This is a genomic window from Rathayibacter rhapontici (genome assembly GCF_001995175.1).
Lineage (GTDB): Bacteria > Actinomycetota > Actinomycetes > Actinomycetales > Microbacteriaceae > Rathayibacter.
In genome coordinates this window covers 1-15,846 of record NZ_MUKN01000013.1, presented here as the reverse complement: position 1 = coordinate 15,846, position 15,846 = coordinate 1, and the positions used below count along the sequence as shown (strand labels likewise).

Here is a 15,846-nt window from a genome sequence, read left to right as displayed (position 1 = left end):
CACCTCTCCTCGAAAGGCGTCATGTCCTCCTCCCTCCCCGCGCCCGTCCTCGTCCTCGGGGACGTCCTGATCGACGAGATGCGGGATCCCGCCGGCTCGATCGACGTCCCGGGCGGCTCCGCCCTCAACGTCGCGGTCGGCCTCGCCGTGCTCGGCACGCCGTCCCTGCTCGCGGGGATGGTCGGCGACGACGCCGCCGGGCAGCTCCTGCGCGAGCACCTGCGCGCGCACGGCGTCCCCCTCCTCGCCACTCCGGCTCCGCGGGGCACGGGACGGGCCGTGTCGGACCGGACCGACGGCGAGCCCCGCTACTCCTTCTCCCAGGCGTCGCGCTCGCGCACCCTCCTCCCGACCGACGAGCTGCGCGCGGCCGCCGCCCGCAGCGACCGGATCGTCGTCAGCGGCTTCCCGTTCGACGACGCGGCCGAGGTGGCAGCCCTCGAGGCCCTGGTGCCCGGGGGCGCCCGGCTGGCGATCGACGCTAATCCGCGGCCGGGCCTCCTGCGCGACCGCGACGCCTTCGCCGCGGGCCTCCTCGCACTCTCGGCCCGCGCCGACCTGGTGAAGGTGGGAGCGGAGGACGCCGAGCTGGTCTTCGGCACGGGCCTCGCGGAGGCGACGGAGCGGATCCTCGCGGCGGGCGCGGGCGCGGTGCTCGAGACCGCGGGCCCGCTCGGTGCCGCGCTGGTGCGGCGGACGGGGCGCGACTCCGTGCCGATCGCCGGCGCCCCGGGACCGGTCGTCGACACGATGGGAGCGGGTGACGCGACGTTCTCGGCGGTCGTCGCCGGGCTCGACGGCCCGGACGCGGACCCGACCGCGGTGCTCACGCGGGCGATGGCGGTCGCCGCGGCGACCATCCGCTCGGCCGGCGGGCTGCTGCGGCTGCCGGCCTGACGGCGTGACCGCGTTGACGCGTCTCCGGGGGCGGTGCGTAGTCCGTCCGCGGCGGCGTCCGTTGCACCTGATCGGTCCAGGATCGGGCTCCGGCTCCCACGCAGCTCCAGGAGCGCGTCCCCTCGCGCGGACGAAGGCTTCTGAGGGCGTTGTCCACAGCCCTGCGCGCCGGGCGGGGCGAGGGTCCTAGGCTCTCTCGTCATGACAGGGAAGCCGACGGCGCGCCTCTACGTCGACGGGTTCAACCTCTACCGTCGCGCGCTCGACGACAAGCCGCATCTGAAGTGGCTCGACCTGCGGGCGCTCGGCCAGGCGATCATGCCCGACTACGAGGTCACCTTCGTCCGCTACTTCACGGCGAACGTGCGCCCTGGAATGTCGGTCGACGTCCAGGCCCCCGTCCGGCAGCAGACGTACCTCCGTGCGCTCGGCACCGACTCAGCGGTGTCGATCCATCACGGGAGATTCCGCAACGACAACCGGTGGATGGACTCCGTCCCCCTCACGGTCGACCCGCTGACCGGGCGGTACGTGCAGGTCAAGGTGCGCAAGGTCGAGGAGAAGGGCTCGGACGTGCATCTGGCTGCTCGGATGATCGCCGACGCCCATCGATCCCTGGCCGACATCTACGTGCTCCTCTCGAACGACTCCGACCAGGTGCCTCCACTCGAGATCCTGCGCGAGTCTGGTCGCGAGTTCGGCATCATCTTCCCGATGCCGTCGGCGCGGAGCTCGAAGGAACTGGTCAAGACCGCACCGGCCTTCATCGGTCACGTCACGGACGCCGTACTGGCGGCGTCGCAGTTCCCCGCGCAGCTCGTCGACAGCCGCGGCCGGGTCTTCCACCGTCCGGCGGCGTGGGCCTGAGGGGGACGCAGGAATGCCGAAGGCCCCGCCGGAGCGGGGCCTTCTAACCGGTAACCGAAGTATCCGGGGGTGTTCGTCCATGGTAGACCTCCCGCTTACCGCATGAGGTCTCCGCGTCGCGATCCGGACCGCTTCGCGCTCTCTCGCTTCGGATCCCCACGAGCGGTCGACTGCCGAACGGGGGGCGGGCAGTTCCGCTCCCGCCCTGGAACGCGCCAGGGCCCGCGGGTACGCTGTCACGGCGAGGCGCGGACCCGGCGCTCTCCGCACCTCTCCCACTTCCCGATCCGCTCGCGGTCGGCAAGGCGACTCTCCCGAAGGGACCTCACCATGTCCGATCCTGACCGGACTCCGTCCGCGCTCTCCCGTCGCTCGCTCGTCAGCGGCACCGTCCTCGGCCTCGGCGCGGCGCTGGCCTTCGCCACCCCCGCGTCGGCGGCGCCGAACTACAGCAAGGTGCCCAAGCTCCCCGGCGAGCTCGGGCGGGGCGACACCGTCACGTCCCGCTTCGGGATGAAGAAGTACGAGGTCATCGACGTCCTCATCTCGGGTGACCGCACGCGCCTCTTCGTGCCGCACGCGGCGGCTCCCAGCCTCACCCGCAACGCGACGTTCCTCTGGTACTACCACGCCAACGGGAGCAGCTACGCGGCGCTCTCGGGCGCGTTCCAGTACACCGCCGACCAGGCCGTGGACCAGGGCATGGTCAGCATCTGCCCGAACTACGGCGGCAGCGTCTGGACCAGCGCGGCGGCGCTGCAGGCGCAGCGCAACGCGACGGCCTACGTGACAAAGCTCTGGAAGGTGTCCGTCTCGTTCCTGCGCTCGAACTCGGGCGGCGGGGCGCTGCTCTGCTACGCGTACGGCAAGAGGATGGTCCCCAACATCCGCGGTGCGTACCACGCGAGCGGGGTGTACGACATGGAGGACGTCCTCCTCCGCCGGCCCGAGAGCGTGCTGCCGGCCTACGGCAACGACGTCGCCGCGGTGAAGGCGACCAACCCGATCTACCTGCCGCAGTCGGTCTGGGCGAAGACGCGCCTGCGCATCAGCGGCTCGCCCGAGGACCAGGTCGTCCCCTACGAGAAGCACTCGGCCCGTCTCTACCGCCGCGCGCTGCCGGTCGCCAAAGAGGTGTCGCTCCTGCCGCACTCGGGTGCGGGCGGCAGTACGGCCACGTGGTGCCGTCGCAGACGAACAAGGACATGCTCGTCACGTTCCAGCGCTGGCTGACCGAGGGCCCGGCCTGACGCCGAGCGGAGTCCGGGAGCCGGACTCCGCGTTCACAACGAAGGAAGGATGCGCTCGGGCGAGCGGCGGGGACGCGTGTCCACGTTGCAGCCCGCGCATCCTTCCTTCGTTGTGAACGCGACGGAGGAGGCGACCTCGCGGAGGAGAGTCCGGCTCGCCCGGGAACCACCGACCCCTCCGCGGGAGGAGGACGCCGTCCTGCTCCTCTCAGAGAAGGGGACAGGGTTCCTCCGGCGCTCAGCGCGCCTGCGCTCCGGAGCTCGGCTCGTCCGCCTGCCGCCCAGGGCCAGCGGGGTCGGCGGCGGCGTCGAAGCTGCGCCTGTTCTCGACGATCGTCTGCTGATGGTCCCCGACCCAGTCGCCGACCGCGAAGGCGACGGTCTGCAGGGAGCGTCCGAGATCGGTGACCTCGTACTCGACTCGGGGCGGAACCTGCGCGTACACGGTCCGTGAGAGGAGTCCGTCGCGCTCGAGGGCGCGCAGAGTGACCGTGAGCATGCGGCGGGAGATGCCCGGAATCGTGTCGGCGATCTCGGTGAAGCGCAGGCGGTCGTTCCCCAGTACTCCGATGACCAGGAGGGTCCACTTGTCGCCGATGCGCGACATCAGCGATCGGAACAGCTCCGGCGACTCCCCCGAGCAGAGCTGGTGCATGGAGGGCATGGACTCGCTGAGGCGTTCCTGGAGGGCGCGGCCTCGATCATCGCGGGACATCGCTCCTCCTTCGGTCACCGCGGGGTAACAGGGGTGCGATTGCGGTAACGGGATCAGAGCGTACACAGTTACTGACGGTAACCACAGCGGTTCACCGCCCCGCCACCCGCAGGGCGACAGCCCGGACACGCTCGGATCGCACGAGCGGAGTCCCGCGAAGGAGAAGAATGTCCCTGTTCCGTCTGGACGCCAGCATCCGCGTCGAGGGATCGACGAGCCGCGCTCTCGGAGACATCGTCGAGAACGAGTGGCGAGCCGCGCACCCCGATGCCGCGATCGTCCGTCGCCACCTCGGCTCCGACCCCCTCCCGTCGACCTCGTGGTCGGACGCGGTGGCGGGATCGATGACGCCCCCCGAGGCGCGCAGCGCCGCGCAGAACGAGGCTGCAGCTCTGGCAGCCGAGCTGACCGACGAGCTCGAGGGAGCCGATGCACTCCTCTTCGCAGTGCCGCTCTACAACTTCGGCGTCTCGCAGCACTTCAAGACGTACGTCGACCTCGTGCTCACGGACCCGCGCATGGCTCCCGGGCGGACCCCCTCGATCGCCGGCAGGCCCGCCGTGCTCGTCACCGTGCAGGGCGGCAACTACGCCGCCGGGACTCCCCGCGAGGGCTGGGATCACGCGACCGGGTGGATGCGCCGGATCCTCGAGGACGTCTGGGAGCTCGACCTCGAGGTCGTCACCCGCGAGTTCACCCTCGTCGGAGTGAACCCGAGCCTGGACCGGTTCACGGACATCGCGGAGGAGCTCAGAGCCGTCGCCGAGGAGCGCGCCGGGCACCACGGTCGCACTCTCGCGGCGCGACGGGCCGCCTGAGTCCGAGCGCCCTGCTCGCGCGCGACGCCCGAGGGATCCGGTGCGCGCTCGGGACGGTCGCGCGAGCTCACCGCCGGGCCGCGCTGGAACGGCTCCCCTCGTGCTCAGGCGGAGGAGGATGACCCCATGCGGTTGACGACGAGGACGTCCGGCTCCGGGCCGATCACGGTGGGGCTCGTGCACGGGCTCGGCGCGAGCGGGGCGACGTGGCAGCCGCTGATCGACCGGATGCTCGCCGACGGGCGGTGGACCGTGACGACCGTCGATCTGCGCGGGCACGGGAGCAGCGACCGCGCCGCGTCGTACGGGCTCGACGCGCTGGCCGACGATCTGGTCGAGACCCTCCCCGCCGGCCTCCACAGCATCGTCGGGCACTCCCTCGGCGGACCGGTCCTCGTCCGCGCCGTCGAGCGCCTCGCGCCGTCCCGCGCGATCTACCTCGACCCCGGCTTCCGGCTCGCCCTGCCGACCACGGGGATCGCCGGGCGCCTGTTCTGGCTCGTGCCGCTGCTGAGCCTCGGTGTCGCCCAGGCTCTCCGCGCGCGCCGCAGCGGAGCGGCGACTCCGCTCGACCCGGACACCCGGGCCCTCGTCGCGCACGCTCAGGAGCAGTTCGACCGGAGGATGGCGATCGGAGTGTTCCGCGACGTCGCCTTCCATCCGCTCGCCGCCGCGCCGCCGGCCGTGCCCTCCACCCTCGTCCTGTCGGACGAGTCCCCCTCCGTGCTCCCCGACGCCCTCGTCGGATCGCTGGAGCACCTCGGCTGGGGCGTCCGCCGCCTCCCCGGCCTGCACCACGACCTGCACCTCGAGGACCCCGACCGCACGTGCGAGGCCCTGCGCGACCTCCTCTGACTCCGCTGCCGGGTCCATTCAGGGCGCACTCGCTACTCTCGTGATCCGACGACGAGGAGAGGCACCGGATGCTGGAGACGATCCTCGAGGCGCTCTCGCTGACCACGGCCCCGCTCGGCCTCCTGTTCCTGCTCGCCGCCTTCGTCGCGGCGCTGGTCGACGGACGCTGGCTGCCGACGACCGCGTACCTCGAGGACGGCCCCCCTCGCTCCCTGCACTGGGTGACGCGCGCCGGCGAGGTGCGCTCGCATCCGCTGAGGCCGGGCGACCCCCTCGCGCCGGTCCGATCGGAGCAGCGGGAGGTGCACTACCGCGAGGAGGACCCCGAGCGGATCCGGCTGCACCGCTGGAGCGACGCCGTGCGGGCGCTGCGGCTGACGGGCCTGATCCTCCTCGGAGCCGGTGTCGTACTCGGGATCCTCTCGACGCTCCTGTCCCTCTTCGTCCCGTGAGCTCGCGACGCGCCTCGGCCGGCCGGCCGGCGTGCTGTGGCTGCTCGGCGCCGTCGTCTACATCGGCGGCGAGGCGATCGCGGCGGCCGCGTTCCCCGGCTACAGCTACGCGGCGAACTACATCAGCGACCTCGGTGTCCCCGACGTCGAGCTCTACCAGGGACGTGCGATCGACTCGCCGCTGAGCGCCGTGATGAACACGGCCTTCGTGCTGCAAGGCGTGCTCTACCTCGCCGCCGCGGTCCTCACCGCGCGCGCCGTGCCCGGCGGGCGATGGCGGGCGCTCCTCGCGCCGGCGGCCGCCTTCGCCGTCGGCAGCGCGCTGATCGGCGTCGTGCACGGGAGCCGGGCGAGCGCCGAGAGCGGGATCGGCTGGCTGCACGTCCTCGGCGCGGCCCTCGCGATCATCGGAGGCAACGCCGCGTCGATCGCCGCCGGCGCGACCGCCCGCCGCCATGCGGTGCCCCGGGGCTATGCGATCGCGAGCGGTGCGCTCGGCGCCGTCGGACTCGCGGCGCTGGTCCTGCTCCGGGTCGACTCGGGGACCACGAGCATCGACCTGCTGCCCGACGGGGCCTGGGAGCGCCTCGCGGTGTACTCGATCACGGCATGGCAGGTGCTGACGGGGATCGTGCTGCTGCGGCGCAGTCGCTGAACCGGCGAGTGCCCGCGGACCGGACAGGGCGCTCTCGAGTGGACGCGAGACGGGCGCTCGACGCCTCTCGGAGCCCGGCCGGCACCCACCGGCGGCGGCCGGGTCTCGCGAGTGGGCGCGGAACGGGCTGACGACACAGTGCGGACCCTGATGCGCGACCACTCGCGGCGTCCGCGCTTCACGAGTGGACGCGGATCGGACGCTCGGGGCGACCCAGGGCCCGGTCCGCGTCCGCGCGACCCGCGTCAGGCGTCCGAGTTGCCCGCCCAGCGGACGGTGCCCTCCGCCTCCTGCTTCGTGATGCGCGACACCGTCCCGCAGTTGTTGCACTCGAGCAGGTACCGCGACGACACCGTGAGCAGCGGGACGAAGAAGAGGGACAGCCGCGTCCGGCTCCGGATCACGCGCTGCTCGTCGCGCACTCCGCAGACGCGGCAGACGAAGACGAGCACGCGCAGGACGTCCTCGATGGAGCGGGTTCCGAAGATCAGCAGCATCCGGCGACTCTACGGATGCGCCGGGCGGCGGCGGAGGGGGTTGCGCGGCCTCCCGGGGGCCGTCGCCGCGTACTGCTGCGCGAAGAGGACCGTGACGAGCGCGAGTTCGAGCAGGTCGCCTCCGTAGTACAGGATCTGCGCGGCCTGCCGCTCGGCGCCGCTCGCCGCCTCGGCGTAGAGGGTCGTGCCGAGCAGCGCGTGCGCGGCGATGCTGCCGAGGACCACTCCGAGCCGCAGTCCGAACGGCCCGCGGTGCGGCGCCGGGTCGACGCCGACCAGCGCGCCGGTGAGCAGGCAGCCCGAGGCGAGGAAGTGCACGCCCAGCAGAGCGTGCAGCAGCGGATCCGCGTGCGCGGCCCCGAGCAGGCCCGTCGCGTGCACGAGCCAGAGCGAGCCGGTCGAGAGCAGGACGGCGGGGATCGGATGCGCGAGCACGCGCGCGGGGCGGCTCCGCAGCACGCGGGAGAGCCGGCGGGCGGCGGTGACGTCGAGGGCGCGCAGGGCGAGGGTGACGGGCGCCGAGGTCATGATCAGGAGCGGCGCGAGCAGGCCCAGCGCGAGATGCGAGAGCATCGCGCCCCGTGGATCCGCGTGCGCCCACTGCGCGAACGGGCCGGTCAGCGACGCGATCGCGACTCCGAGGCCCGTGAGCAGCAGGAGGAGCCGGCGCACCGGCCAGGGGCGGCGGCGACGGGACTCGGCCCGGCTCGCTCCCACGGCGAGCGCCGCCGCGACGACGAGGGGCGCGCTCAGCAGGAGCCCGGGATCGAGCAGGGGATGGCCGTGCGGAGTCACGCGGTGCGCCGCCGCGCGCGAACCGACAGCACGATCCCCGCGACGAGCAGGAGCGCGCCCGACGCGATCCAGGCGAGGTCGTACGGCAGCAGGTCGACCTCGTACCGCACCTGGTGCACGCGGAGCAGCTTGTGGTCGACGACGCCGTCCCACAGCTGGAAGAGGCCCGCGCCGGTGAGGCCGCCCGCCACCGCGACCCCCGCGCGCAGTGCCGAGCGGCGCCGCGCATCCAGCAGCAGGAAGAACCCGGCGACCAGCGCGACGACCTCGACCGCGTGCAGCAGTCCGTCCGACAGCAGTCCGATGGCGGGGGTGGACCGGTCGTAGAAGTGGTGCCAGCCGAGGATCTGGTGGAACACGATCTCGTCGACGGCCGCCATCAGCGCGACGCCGATCAGGAACCCGCCCTGGTAGGCGCGCTCGCGCACGATCCGTCTCTCCGCCGCCGTCCCCACGGTCTTCAGACAAGCGGAGCCGTGCCGCGGGTGGGAGGGGCTTGACCGGCTTCCCGCGTCGATCCGTCGCGAACGGCGGCCGGAGGCGCGCGCGTCCGGCCGCCGGTGCCGATCGAGGCGCGCAGCCAATCGTTCGGCGCCCACACGGACGCCCGGAGCGCGCCACCTCCGTTCGCTATGCTCCGCGGATGCCGACGCCGGAGCCCCGCCCGACCACCGCGACCACCGGTGACAGCACGCTCCTGGCCCAGCTGAGAGCCGCCTCCGGGCGCCTCGGACCGAGCGAGCGCCGCGTGGCGCGGGTCGTGCTCAGCCGGCCGGAGGACGTCGTCGACTGGTCCACGACCGAGCTCGCGACCGCCGCCGAGACGTCGGCCGCGACGGTCATCCGGGCCTGCCAGAGCCTCGGGTTCCGCGGGTTCCAGCACCTCCGCCTCGAGCTGGCGCGGTCGACGCCCCGGACGGGAGTCGACGCGGCGGCCTCCGACGGAGGCGTCCGCACCGTCTTCGACGACGCCGTCGCCGCCCTGCGCCTGGCCCGCGAGGGCGTCGATCCGGAGGCGGTGGGCCGGGCCGTCGACCTGCTCGCCACCGCGCACCGCCTGGTGCTGGTCGGCAACGGCTTCTCGGGCCCACCCCTCCAGGACGCGGCGCTGCGGCTGAGCACCCTGGGCCGCTCGGTCGAGGCGCCCGCCGACGTCCTGGCACAGCAGTTCGCCGCGCACGCGCTCGAGCCCGGCGACGTGTGCCTCGCCGTCAGCTACTCCGGAGCGAACGCGCACACGCTGGCCGCCTGCCGTGCCGCCGCCGATCGGGGCGCCGACGTCCTCGCGATCACCAGCTTCGCCCGGGCGCCCCTCGCGCGGCTGGCGACCGTGGCGCTCATCAGCTCGCCGACCGGCGACGGCCACGGCGTCGATCCGTTCCTCAGCCGCCTGAACCAGACGGTGCTGCTGCACGTGCTGCACTCGCAGCTCGCCCGCCGCCTCGCACCGACCGGCGCCGGCATGCGGGACGTGGTCGCGGAGGCGCTCACCGACGAGATCTGATCGTTCGCACCGAGGCCGCGCCCTCGTTACCCGACGTTCATCGGACCCGCCGACCCTGGCTCCGTAACGACGTTCCGCATCGGGTGGAACGCGGGAACGGGATGACGCGGTGAGCACCGAGAACGGCCGCGTCACGATCCTGCACGTCAGCGACGTCCACGCGACCGACGGCGAGCTGCTCTACGGAGCGGTCGACGGCCTCGAGCGACTCGAGCTGGTCGGCACCTACGCCCTCGACGCCGGGATCACGCCCGAGGCGATCGTCGTCACGGGCGACCTCGTGCAGCGGGGCCACGCGAGCGCGTACTCCTCGCTCGCCCGGGCCCTCGAGCGCCTGGAGGACCGCGTCGGCGCTCCGGTGCTGACGACGCTCGGCAACCACGACGACCCGGTGGCCGCGCGGATCCTGCCGGGCCACTCCGCGGGGCACGACCGCGTCGTCGAGCTCGACGCGGTGCGCCTCGTCCTCCTCGACTCCGGCGACGGCGCGCTCGGACCGGCGCGCCTGCGCTGGCTGGCCGAGAGGCTCGCGGTGCCGCACCCCTCCGGCACCGTCGTCGCGCTGCACCACCCGCCGCTCGGATCCCCGCTGCGACCCTCGCGCAGCAGGGCCTGCGCGACGCCGACGAGTTCCTCGCCGTGCTCGCCGGAACCGCGTCCGGCTCGTCCTCGCGGGGCACTTCCACCACCCCCTCGCCGCGGTCGTCGGCTCGGTGCCGGTCTCGGTCGGTCCCTCGCTCGCCTACCACCAGGTGATGAACGCGGGTCCGGACACCGTCAGCGGCCACGACTCCGCCATGTTCTCGCTCGTGCACCTCGACGCGCGCTCCGTCGGCGCGACCACCGTCAGCATGCGCACGCCCGAGCCGCTCTTCGTCACGGCCGCGCGCCGCGCCGTCGCCCTCTGATCCCCGCCTCCCGAAGCCCTCCCTCCAGAAGAAGGACACCACCATGCCCCGCCTCCTGCGTTCCGCCGCTGTTCCGGCCTTCGCCCTCACGACCCTCCTCCTCGCCGGCTGCAGCGGAGGAGCGGAGTCGGCCGAGTCCGCCCCCGCGAGCGACTCCGCCGCCCGGCCGGCCACGATCACGCTCTACACCTCCGAGCCGCAGGAGAAGGCCGACGCCCTCGTCGCCGCCTTCAACGAGGAGCACCCCGAGATCACCGTCGAGGTCTTCCGCGCCGGCACCGGCGACCTGACCGCCCGCATCGAGTCCGAGCGCACCGCCGGCGCCGTGCAGGCCGACGTGCTCCTCGCCGCCGACGCGGGCACCTTCGAGGACTACGCCGCCGAGGACCTGCTGCTGCAGTACTCGCCCGCCGACGTCGACGCCCTGAACCCGGACGCGTCGACCCCGAGGGCTACTACACGGGCACCCGGATCATCCCGACCGTCATCGCCTACAACACCGGTCTCGTCGAGGAGGCCGACGCCCCCGAGTCGTGGGCCGACCTCACCGACCCGTCCTACGCCGACCGCCTCGTGATGCCGAACCCCGACGTCTCGGGCGCGGCCGCCTACAACGCCGCCGTCTGGCTCGACGAGCCCTCGCTGGGCGAGTCCTGGCTGACCGAGCTCGCCGCCAACCGCCCGGTGATCGCCGACAGCAACGGCCCGGTCTCGCAGGCCGTCGCCTCGGGCACCCAGCCGGTCGGGATCGTCGTGGACTACCTGGTGCGCGAGCTCGCCGCCCAGGGCTCTCCGATCGCCGTCGCGTACCCCACCGAGGGCGTGCCCTACGTCTCGCAGCCGGCCGGCATCTTCGCCGACACCGACGAGCAGGCCGCGTCGGAGCTGTTCGTCGACTTCCTCGTCAGCGAGGCCGGTCAGACGCTCGCGGTCCAGCAGTCCTACCTCCCCGTCCGCTCGGACGTCGGCACCCCCGAGGGCGCTCCGGCGATGGACGAGATCACCGTGCTCTCGCCCGACCTGCAGACGATCCGCGACAGCCAGGACGCCGCGGTCGCGACGTTCAACTCGCTCTTCCAGTAGATGACGGCCTCCTCCGTGCTCGCGACGTCGACCGCCCCCGGTCGGCGTCGCGGGCGCGCGCCCCGGCTGCCGGGCGCGCCCCGGCTCTCGGGGGCGAGCGCGCTCCGGCTGCTGCTCTGGGCGGCCTGCGGGGCGCTGGTGCTGGTGCCGCTGGGCACCGTCCTGGTCCTCGCGGCGGGCGGGAGCCACGTCGGCACGCTGCTCGAGGGCGACGTCGTCGAGGCGGGCGTCAACAGCCTCGTCTCCTCCACCCTCTCGGGCGCCCTCGCCGTGCTCGTCGGCACGGTGCTCGCAGTGCTGCTCGACCGCACCGACCTGCCCGGCCGCCGCGCCCTGCGGATGCTCGCCCTGAGCCCGCTGCTCGTCCCTCCGTTCGTCGGCGCGATCGCCTGGGTCGGCCTCGCCGGGCCCACCAGCGCGGTCAACCTGTGGTGGCGCGGCCTGACCGGCGGGCCGCTGTGGAGCGTCTACGGCGGCGACGGAGTCGTGTTCCTGCTCACCGTCCACAGCTACCCGATCGCAATGCTGATCGTCTCGGCCGCGATCCGCCGGATCCCGGTCGACCTCGAGCTGGCGGCGCGGATCGGCGGGGCGTCGGCCCTGCGCGCCCTCACGACCATCACGGTGCCGCTGCTGCGCCCCGCGATCGCCTCCGCGTTCCTCCTGATCGCCGTCGGCAACCTCGCCGACTTCGGCATCCCCTCGATCATCGGACTGCCCGAGCGGTACACGACGCTCTCGACGCTCGTCTACCGCTACATCCAGTCGGGCACCGTCGACCGCCCGCTCGAGGTCGTCGCCACGATCGGCGCGGTGCTGCTGGTCGTCGCCCTCGCCGCCCTCGTCCTAGACCTGCTGCTGGGCCGGCGCCGGGTCGAGCTCGACTCCTCCACGTCGACCCCGCAGCGGCTCCCGCTCGGGCCGGCGCGGGGTGCCGCGGCCGTCGCGACGTGGGGCTTCGTGCTGGCCCTCACCCTGCTCCCGCTCCTCGCCCTGCTCAGCCAGGCTCTGCTGCCCGCACCCGGAGTGCCGCTGACGCTCGAGAACCTCACCCTCGACAACCTGACCCGGGCCGTCACCGCGAAGAACACGATCACCGGAGCGACGACGTCCGTCCTGCTCGCCGCCCTCGCCGGCCTCGTCTGCGGAGTCCTCGGGCTCGGCATCGGCGCGCTGACCACGAGGACCCGCGCGCGCGACAACGGCGCGCTGCGGGCCGTGGCCCTGCTCCCCCAGGCGGTGCCCGGGCTCGTCATCGCGGTGGCGTGGCTCGTCCTCGCCCCGCGGATCGGGCTGTTCAACACGCCCTGGCTGATCCTCTGCGCCTACATCACGTCGTTCGTCGCCCTCGTCGTGCAGGCGGTCGCGGCTCCGCTGCGCGCCACTCCCCTCACGGCGGAGGAGGCGGCCCGCGTCTCGGGCGCGGGAGCACTGCGCGCCCTCCTCGACATCTCGTGCCGGATGGCGGTGCCCGCCGCGATCTCGGGCGCCGTCCTGGTCGCGCTCACCGCGGTCCGGGAGCTGACCCTCTCGGTCCTGCTGCTCTCCCCCGGCGCGCAGACCCTCGGCGTCGCGATCTTCAACCTGCAGCAGGCCGGCGCCTACAACACGGCCGCCGCGCTCTCCCTCCTCATCACCCTCGTCGGGCTCGCCGGTCTCGGACTCGCCGCCCGCTCTCCCCGCTGAAAGGTCGCCGTGGCCTCCGTCACCCTCGACTCCGTCTCGCTGCGCTACCCGTCCGGCGCCGTCGGGCTCGCCGACATCGACCTCCGGGTCGGCGACGGCGAGTTCGTCGCGCTCGTCGGCCCCTCCGGATCGGGCAAGACCACCCTGCTCCGCTCGGTCGCGGGATTCCTCGCGCCCACCTCCGGCACGATCCGGCTCGGCGAGACGGTGGTGTCGAGCAGATCGGCGTTCGTTCCGCCCGAGGCGCGCGGACTCGGCATGGTCTTCCAGCAGCACGCGGTGTGGCCGCACTGGAACGTCGGCCGCAACATCGACTACCCGCTGCGGCGCTCGGGGGTCGACCGCCGCTCCCGTGCACGCCGCGTCGCCGAGGTGCTCGAGCTCGTGGGGCTGGAGGGGGCCGAGCGCCGCGATCCGGCCACCCTCTCGGGCGGACAGCGCCAGCGGGTCGCGATCGCCCGCGCCTGATCGCCGAGCCGCGCGTCCTGCTGCTCGACGAGGCGCTCTCGGCTCTCGACGAGCCGCTGCGCGACCGCCTCCGGATCGAGCTGCAGTCGCTCACCCGGCGGATGGGGCTCACCGTGCTGCACGTCACCCACGACCGCGAGGAGGCGCTCGCGCTGGCCGACCGCGTCGTGGTGCTCGACTCGGGCCGGATCCAGCAGGTCGCCTCACCCGCCGAGCTCCTCGAGCGCCCGGCTTCCGCGCTGGTGGCCCGGTTCCTCTCGGACGCGACCACCGTCGCGGGCCGACGATCGGCCGACGGCTTCACCGCCGAGGCGCACCCGCTGCGACTGGACCCGGCGCGGCTGGACGGCGACTACCCCGACGGCGACTGCGAGGTCGCGATCCTGCCCGACGACGTGCGGATCGAGCCCGCCGCCGCCGACGGCACGACCGCGACCGTGGTGTCCTCGCTCTTCGGCCGCACCGGCAACGACGTCGTCCTCGACTGGGCGGGGCTGCCGCTGCGCTGCCGGAGCGAGGGCTTCCGGCCGGAGGTCGGCGCGGACGTGCGGGTGCACGTCGACCGGGCCGTCGCCTACGCGCGGCCCGCCGCGTGAGCACGCCGCCGATCCCTCAGAGGGACAGCACCGCGCTGATCCGTCACGGGCGCACCCGCTGGAACGCCGAGCGCCGCCTGCAGGGCCGCGCCGACCTCCCGCTGGACGAGGAAGGGCACCGCGAGGCCCTCGCGGCGGCCCTCGCCCTCGCGGGCGACCCGTGGACCCGGGTCGTGTGCTCGCCGCTCGTGCGCGCGAGGCGCACCGCTGAGATCGTGGCGGCGGAGCTCGGACTGCCCGCTCCCGCGCTCGAGCCGCTGCTCCTCGAGCGCGACTACGGCGACGCGGAGGGGGTGCCGGTCGACGAGGCTCTCCACCGCTGGCCGGACGGGGCCTACCCGGGCGGCGAGACCGCCGACGAGCTGACCGCCCGGAGCGGACCCGCCCTGGCGCTGCTGGCGACTCCCGGCACCGTGATCGTGGGGCACGGCGCGTTCCTCCGCAGCGGGATCGCGGTGCTGACCGGCCGCCCGTTCCCGCGGATCGCGAACGGCGAGGTGGTGGTCCTGGAGGCGGCGGAGGGGCGCGTCCGGGCTGTCGGCCTGTCGCCGGAGCGATCCGCGGCGTCTCGCTGACCGCACTGCCGACCGGCCCGACGACCGCGGGACAGCAACCGCACTCGCCCCCGGCACCCTTGCCCGTCCGAAACTGTTCACGGTAACATCCGGTGACTCCCTCGTTCACAAGGATGTGACATGCGCCGTTCCCGTCGTACCGCCCTGCTCTCCAGAGCCGTCTGCGGACTGCTCCTCGCCTCCGGGCTCGTCGCGAGCGGAGGGGCGGCCGCGGCCGCGATCCCTCCCGCCCCCGCGGCCCACTACCCGCTGAGCACCGACCTCGTCGACAGCGCCGGCGACTACGACGGCCGCGCGGTCGGCGCCGTCACCTGGACCGACGGCCTCACCCTGCCCGGCGGCTCCGGCACCGGCCCCCACGCGAGCCTCCCCGCAGCGGTCGTCACCGACCAGGGCGAGGACCTGACGGTCTCGACCTGGGTGAAGCGCGAGGTGCCGAACGGCAACTACTCCGCCCTCTTCTTCGGCACCGCGGCGAACCCCGACGTGCCGACGAACTACTGGTTCCTGAACCCCTCGAACCCGGGCGGCTCCGCGAAGAGCGTGTTCACGAACGGGGCCAGCGCCTCCCAGCCCTGGTCGACCGAGGTCGGGCCGTCCTCGACGGCGAACTCGGTGCCCGCCGCGCCCCGCTCGCGGTGGGCGCAGTACACCACGGTCATCACGGCCGACTCGATCCGCGGCTACCTCGACGGCGTGCCGATGGGCCCGGCGGTGCCGAAGACGACGCGCATCGCCGAGTTCGCCGGCCCGCTCAGCGTGCTGATCGGGAAGAGCAACTACCGCACCGACCCCACCTACGCCGGGTCCTTCCGCGACCTGCGCGTGTTCGACGAGGCGCTCACCGCCGAGCAGGTCGCCGCGCTGCACTCGGCCGACCTCGTCGCGCCGACCGTCCAGCCATCCGGCGTCGGCGCCACGTCGACCGACGACAGTGTGAGCGTCTCGTGGACCGGCGCGCCCGCCGGCTCCGGCCGCGCCCCCGTCTCGGGCTACCGCGTCACCCTCACCCCGGTCAGCGGGGGCGCCGCCGTCACGGAGTCGCTCCCCGCGACCGCCCGCACCGCCGTGCTGCGCGGGGTCGCCGAGGGCACCTACACGGTCGCCGTGCGCGCCGAGAACGCGGCGGGCACGGGTCCCGCCGCCACGGCCGCCGCCCCCGTCACCTCGGGCCCGGCCCGCTCCGACGCCGTCTGGGTGGCCGCCGCCCGCGCCGCGCTGCTGG

The 15,846-nt window shown here is 73.9% G+C and carries 20 protein-coding genes and 1 pseudogene; 17 read left to right on the top strand and 4 right to left on the bottom strand.

The genetic code is table 11. The features are described from left to right. The first annotated feature begins 21 nt into the window (after positions 1–21). From B0T42_RS05985 to B0T42_RS05975, 3 genes are all read left to right on the top strand, one after another. Entirely contained in the window at positions 22–897 is an 876-nt protein-coding gene (locus tag B0T42_RS05985) for a carbohydrate kinase family protein (RefSeq protein WP_077222344.1), read from the top strand. Positions 898–1,098: 201 nt separating this feature from the next. Further along, on the top strand, positions 1,099–1,764 hold the full coding sequence (locus tag B0T42_RS05980; protein WP_077222343.1) for an NYN domain-containing protein: 666 nt from the start codon (positions 1,099–1,101) through the stop codon (positions 1,762–1,764). A 330-nt stretch (positions 1,765–2,094) separates the two neighbouring features. Beyond that, positions 2,095–2,997 (top strand): alpha/beta hydrolase, encoded by a 903-nt coding sequence (locus B0T42_RS05975; protein ID WP_077222342.1) that lies wholly within the window; start codon positions 2,095–2,097, stop codon positions 2,995–2,997. A gap of 255 nt (positions 2,998–3,252) precedes the next feature. Here the strand turns inward: B0T42_RS05975 and B0T42_RS05970 are convergent, their stop codons facing one another. Continuing rightward, positions 3,253–3,678, bottom strand: coding sequence for a winged helix-turn-helix transcriptional regulator (locus tag B0T42_RS05970; protein ID WP_077222389.1), 426 nt, complete (start codon positions 3,676–3,678; stop codon positions 3,253–3,255). 218 nt (positions 3,679–3,896) lie between these two features. Here B0T42_RS05970 and B0T42_RS05965 point away from each other — a divergent pair, with 218 nt between their 5' ends. The 4 genes from B0T42_RS05965 (at position 3,897) to B0T42_RS05950 (ending at position 6,509) form a co-directional block, all read left to right on the top strand. Beyond that, on the top strand, positions 3,897–4,547 hold the full coding sequence (locus tag B0T42_RS05965; protein ID WP_077222341.1) for an FMN-dependent NADH-azoreductase: 651 nt from the start codon (positions 3,897–3,899) through the stop codon (positions 4,545–4,547). A gap of 126 nt (positions 4,548–4,673) precedes the next feature. Further along, on the top strand, positions 4,674–5,402 hold the full coding sequence (locus tag B0T42_RS05960; protein ID WP_077222340.1) for an alpha/beta fold hydrolase: 729 nt from the start codon (positions 4,674–4,676) through the stop codon (positions 5,400–5,402). 68 nt (positions 5,403–5,470) lie between these two features. Beyond that, on the top strand, positions 5,471–5,854 hold the full coding sequence (locus tag B0T42_RS05955) for a hypothetical protein (protein WP_077222339.1): 384 nt from the start codon (positions 5,471–5,473) through the stop codon (positions 5,852–5,854). 31 nt (positions 5,855–5,885) lie between these two features. Further along, the gene (locus B0T42_RS05950; protein WP_077222338.1) at positions 5,886–6,509 is read left to right on the top strand and encodes a DUF998 domain-containing protein; all 624 of its coding nucleotides are present in this window, start codon (positions 5,886–5,888) and stop codon (positions 6,507–6,509) included. A gap of 245 nt (positions 6,510–6,754) precedes the next feature. Here B0T42_RS05950 and B0T42_RS05945 read toward each other — a convergent pair whose 3' ends face one another. Genes B0T42_RS05945 through B0T42_RS05935 form a run of 3 tightly spaced genes read right to left on the bottom strand, consistent with a single transcriptional unit; the run spans position 6,755 to position 8,229 of the window. Next, the gene (locus B0T42_RS05945) at positions 6,755–7,006 is read right to left on the bottom strand and encodes a zinc-ribbon domain-containing protein (protein WP_077222337.1); all 252 of its coding nucleotides are present in this window, start codon (positions 7,004–7,006) and stop codon (positions 6,755–6,757) included. Between the two features lie 9 nt (positions 7,007–7,015). After that, entirely contained in the window at positions 7,016–7,801 is a 786-nt protein-coding gene (locus tag B0T42_RS05940; RefSeq protein ID WP_158078052.1) for a cytochrome c oxidase assembly protein, read from the bottom strand. Continuing rightward, the gene (locus B0T42_RS05935) at positions 7,798–8,229 is read right to left on the bottom strand and encodes a DUF2243 domain-containing protein (protein ID WP_236720147.1); all 432 of its coding nucleotides are present in this window, start codon (positions 8,227–8,229) and stop codon (positions 7,798–7,800) included. The genes B0T42_RS05940 and B0T42_RS05935 overlap by 4 nt, the downstream gene beginning before the upstream one ends. A 215-nt stretch (positions 8,230–8,444) precedes the next feature. Here B0T42_RS05935 and B0T42_RS05930 point away from each other — a divergent pair, with 215 nt between their 5' ends. The 10 genes and pseudogenes from B0T42_RS05930 to B0T42_RS05900 form a co-directional block, all read left to right on the top strand. Further along, positions 8,445–9,305 (top strand): MurR/RpiR family transcriptional regulator, encoded by an 861-nt coding sequence (locus B0T42_RS05930; protein ID WP_077222335.1) that lies wholly within the window; start codon positions 8,445–8,447, stop codon positions 9,303–9,305. Positions 9,306–9,414: 109 nt separating this feature from the next. Next, a pseudogene (locus tag B0T42_RS21100) lies at positions 9,415–9,828 on the top strand (metallophosphoesterase); the annotation flags it as partial. Positions 9,829–10,018: 190 nt separating this feature from the next. Continuing rightward, positions 10,019–10,213: a hypothetical protein gene (locus tag B0T42_RS21095; protein ID WP_236720151.1), complete on the top strand. Its 195-nt coding sequence runs from the start codon at positions 10,019–10,021 to the stop codon at positions 10,211–10,213. 43 nt (positions 10,214–10,256) lie between these two features. Further along, positions 10,257–10,790, top strand: a complete 534-nt coding sequence (locus B0T42_RS21915; RefSeq protein ID WP_269087503.1) for an extracellular solute-binding protein — start codon at positions 10,257–10,259, stop codon at positions 10,788–10,790. Beyond that, the gene (locus tag B0T42_RS21910) at positions 10,685–11,296 is read left to right on the top strand and encodes an extracellular solute-binding protein (RefSeq protein ID WP_342418212.1); all 612 of its coding nucleotides are present in this window, start codon (positions 10,685–10,687) and stop codon (positions 11,294–11,296) included. The genes B0T42_RS21915 and B0T42_RS21910 overlap by 106 nt, the downstream gene beginning before the upstream one ends. After that, on the top strand, positions 11,297–12,982 hold the full coding sequence (locus tag B0T42_RS05915; RefSeq protein ID WP_077222334.1) for an ABC transporter permease: 1,686 nt from the start codon (positions 11,297–11,299) through the stop codon (positions 12,980–12,982). It abuts the gene before it with no gap. Between the two features lie 9 nt (positions 12,983–12,991). After that, on the top strand, positions 12,992–13,450 hold the full coding sequence (locus B0T42_RS21090; RefSeq protein ID WP_236720146.1) for an ABC transporter ATP-binding protein: 459 nt from the start codon (positions 12,992–12,994) through the stop codon (positions 13,448–13,450). A 101-nt stretch (positions 13,451–13,551) separates the two neighbouring features. After that, positions 13,552–14,046 (top strand): ATP-binding cassette domain-containing protein, encoded by a 495-nt coding sequence (locus tag B0T42_RS21085; protein WP_236720145.1) that lies wholly within the window; start codon positions 13,552–13,554, stop codon positions 14,044–14,046. Continuing rightward, positions 14,043–14,621 carry a histidine phosphatase family protein gene (locus B0T42_RS05905; protein WP_158078051.1) on the top strand — a complete coding sequence of 193 codons (579 nt, stop codon included), beginning with the start codon at positions 14,043–14,045 and terminating at the stop codon, positions 14,619–14,621. Before B0T42_RS21085 ends, B0T42_RS05905 begins: the two co-directional genes overlap by 4 nt. 120 nt (positions 14,622–14,741) lie before the next feature. Then, the coding region (locus B0T42_RS05900; RefSeq protein ID WP_173892305.1) for a LamG-like jellyroll fold domain-containing protein at positions 14,742–15,846 on the top strand (1,105 nt) is incomplete at its 3' end.

Bases quoted from the DNA above. Each gene is read 5' to 3' on its own strand.
- B0T42_RS05955 (WP_077222339.1), top strand. From the start codon at position 5,471: ATGCTGGAGACGATCCTCGAGGCGCTCTCGCTGACCACGGCCCCGCTC.
- B0T42_RS05980 (WP_077222343.1), top strand. From the start codon at position 1,099: ATGACAGGGAAGCCGACGGCGCGCCTCTACGTCGACGGGTTCAACCTC.
- B0T42_RS05970 (WP_077222389.1), bottom strand. From the start codon at position 3,678: ATGCCCTCCATGCACCAGCTCTGCTCGGGGGAGTCGCCGGAGCTGTTC.
- B0T42_RS21085 (WP_236720145.1), top strand. From the start codon at position 13,552: ATGGGGCTCACCGTGCTGCACGTCACCCACGACCGCGAGGAGGCGCTC.
- B0T42_RS05985 (WP_077222344.1), top strand. From the start codon at position 22: ATGTCCTCCTCCCTCCCCGCGCCCGTCCTCGTCCTCGGGGACGTCCTG.
- B0T42_RS05960 (WP_077222340.1), top strand. From the start codon at position 4,674: ATGCGGTTGACGACGAGGACGTCCGGCTCCGGGCCGATCACGGTGGGG.
- B0T42_RS21915 (WP_269087503.1), top strand. From the start codon at position 10,257: ATGCCCCGCCTCCTGCGTTCCGCCGCTGTTCCGGCCTTCGCCCTCACG.
- B0T42_RS05975 (WP_077222342.1), top strand. From the start codon at position 2,095: ATGTCCGATCCTGACCGGACTCCGTCCGCGCTCTCCCGTCGCTCGCTC.
- B0T42_RS05945 (WP_077222337.1), bottom strand. From the start codon at position 7,006: ATGCTGCTGATCTTCGGAACCCGCTCCATCGAGGACGTCCTGCGCGTG.
- B0T42_RS05930 (WP_077222335.1), top strand. From the start codon at position 8,445: ATGCCGACGCCGGAGCCCCGCCCGACCACCGCGACCACCGGTGACAGC.
- B0T42_RS05965 (WP_077222341.1), top strand. From the start codon at position 3,897: ATGTCCCTGTTCCGTCTGGACGCCAGCATCCGCGTCGAGGGATCGACG.
- B0T42_RS05915 (WP_077222334.1), top strand. From the start codon at position 11,297: ATGACGGCCTCCTCCGTGCTCGCGACGTCGACCGCCCCCGGTCGGCGT.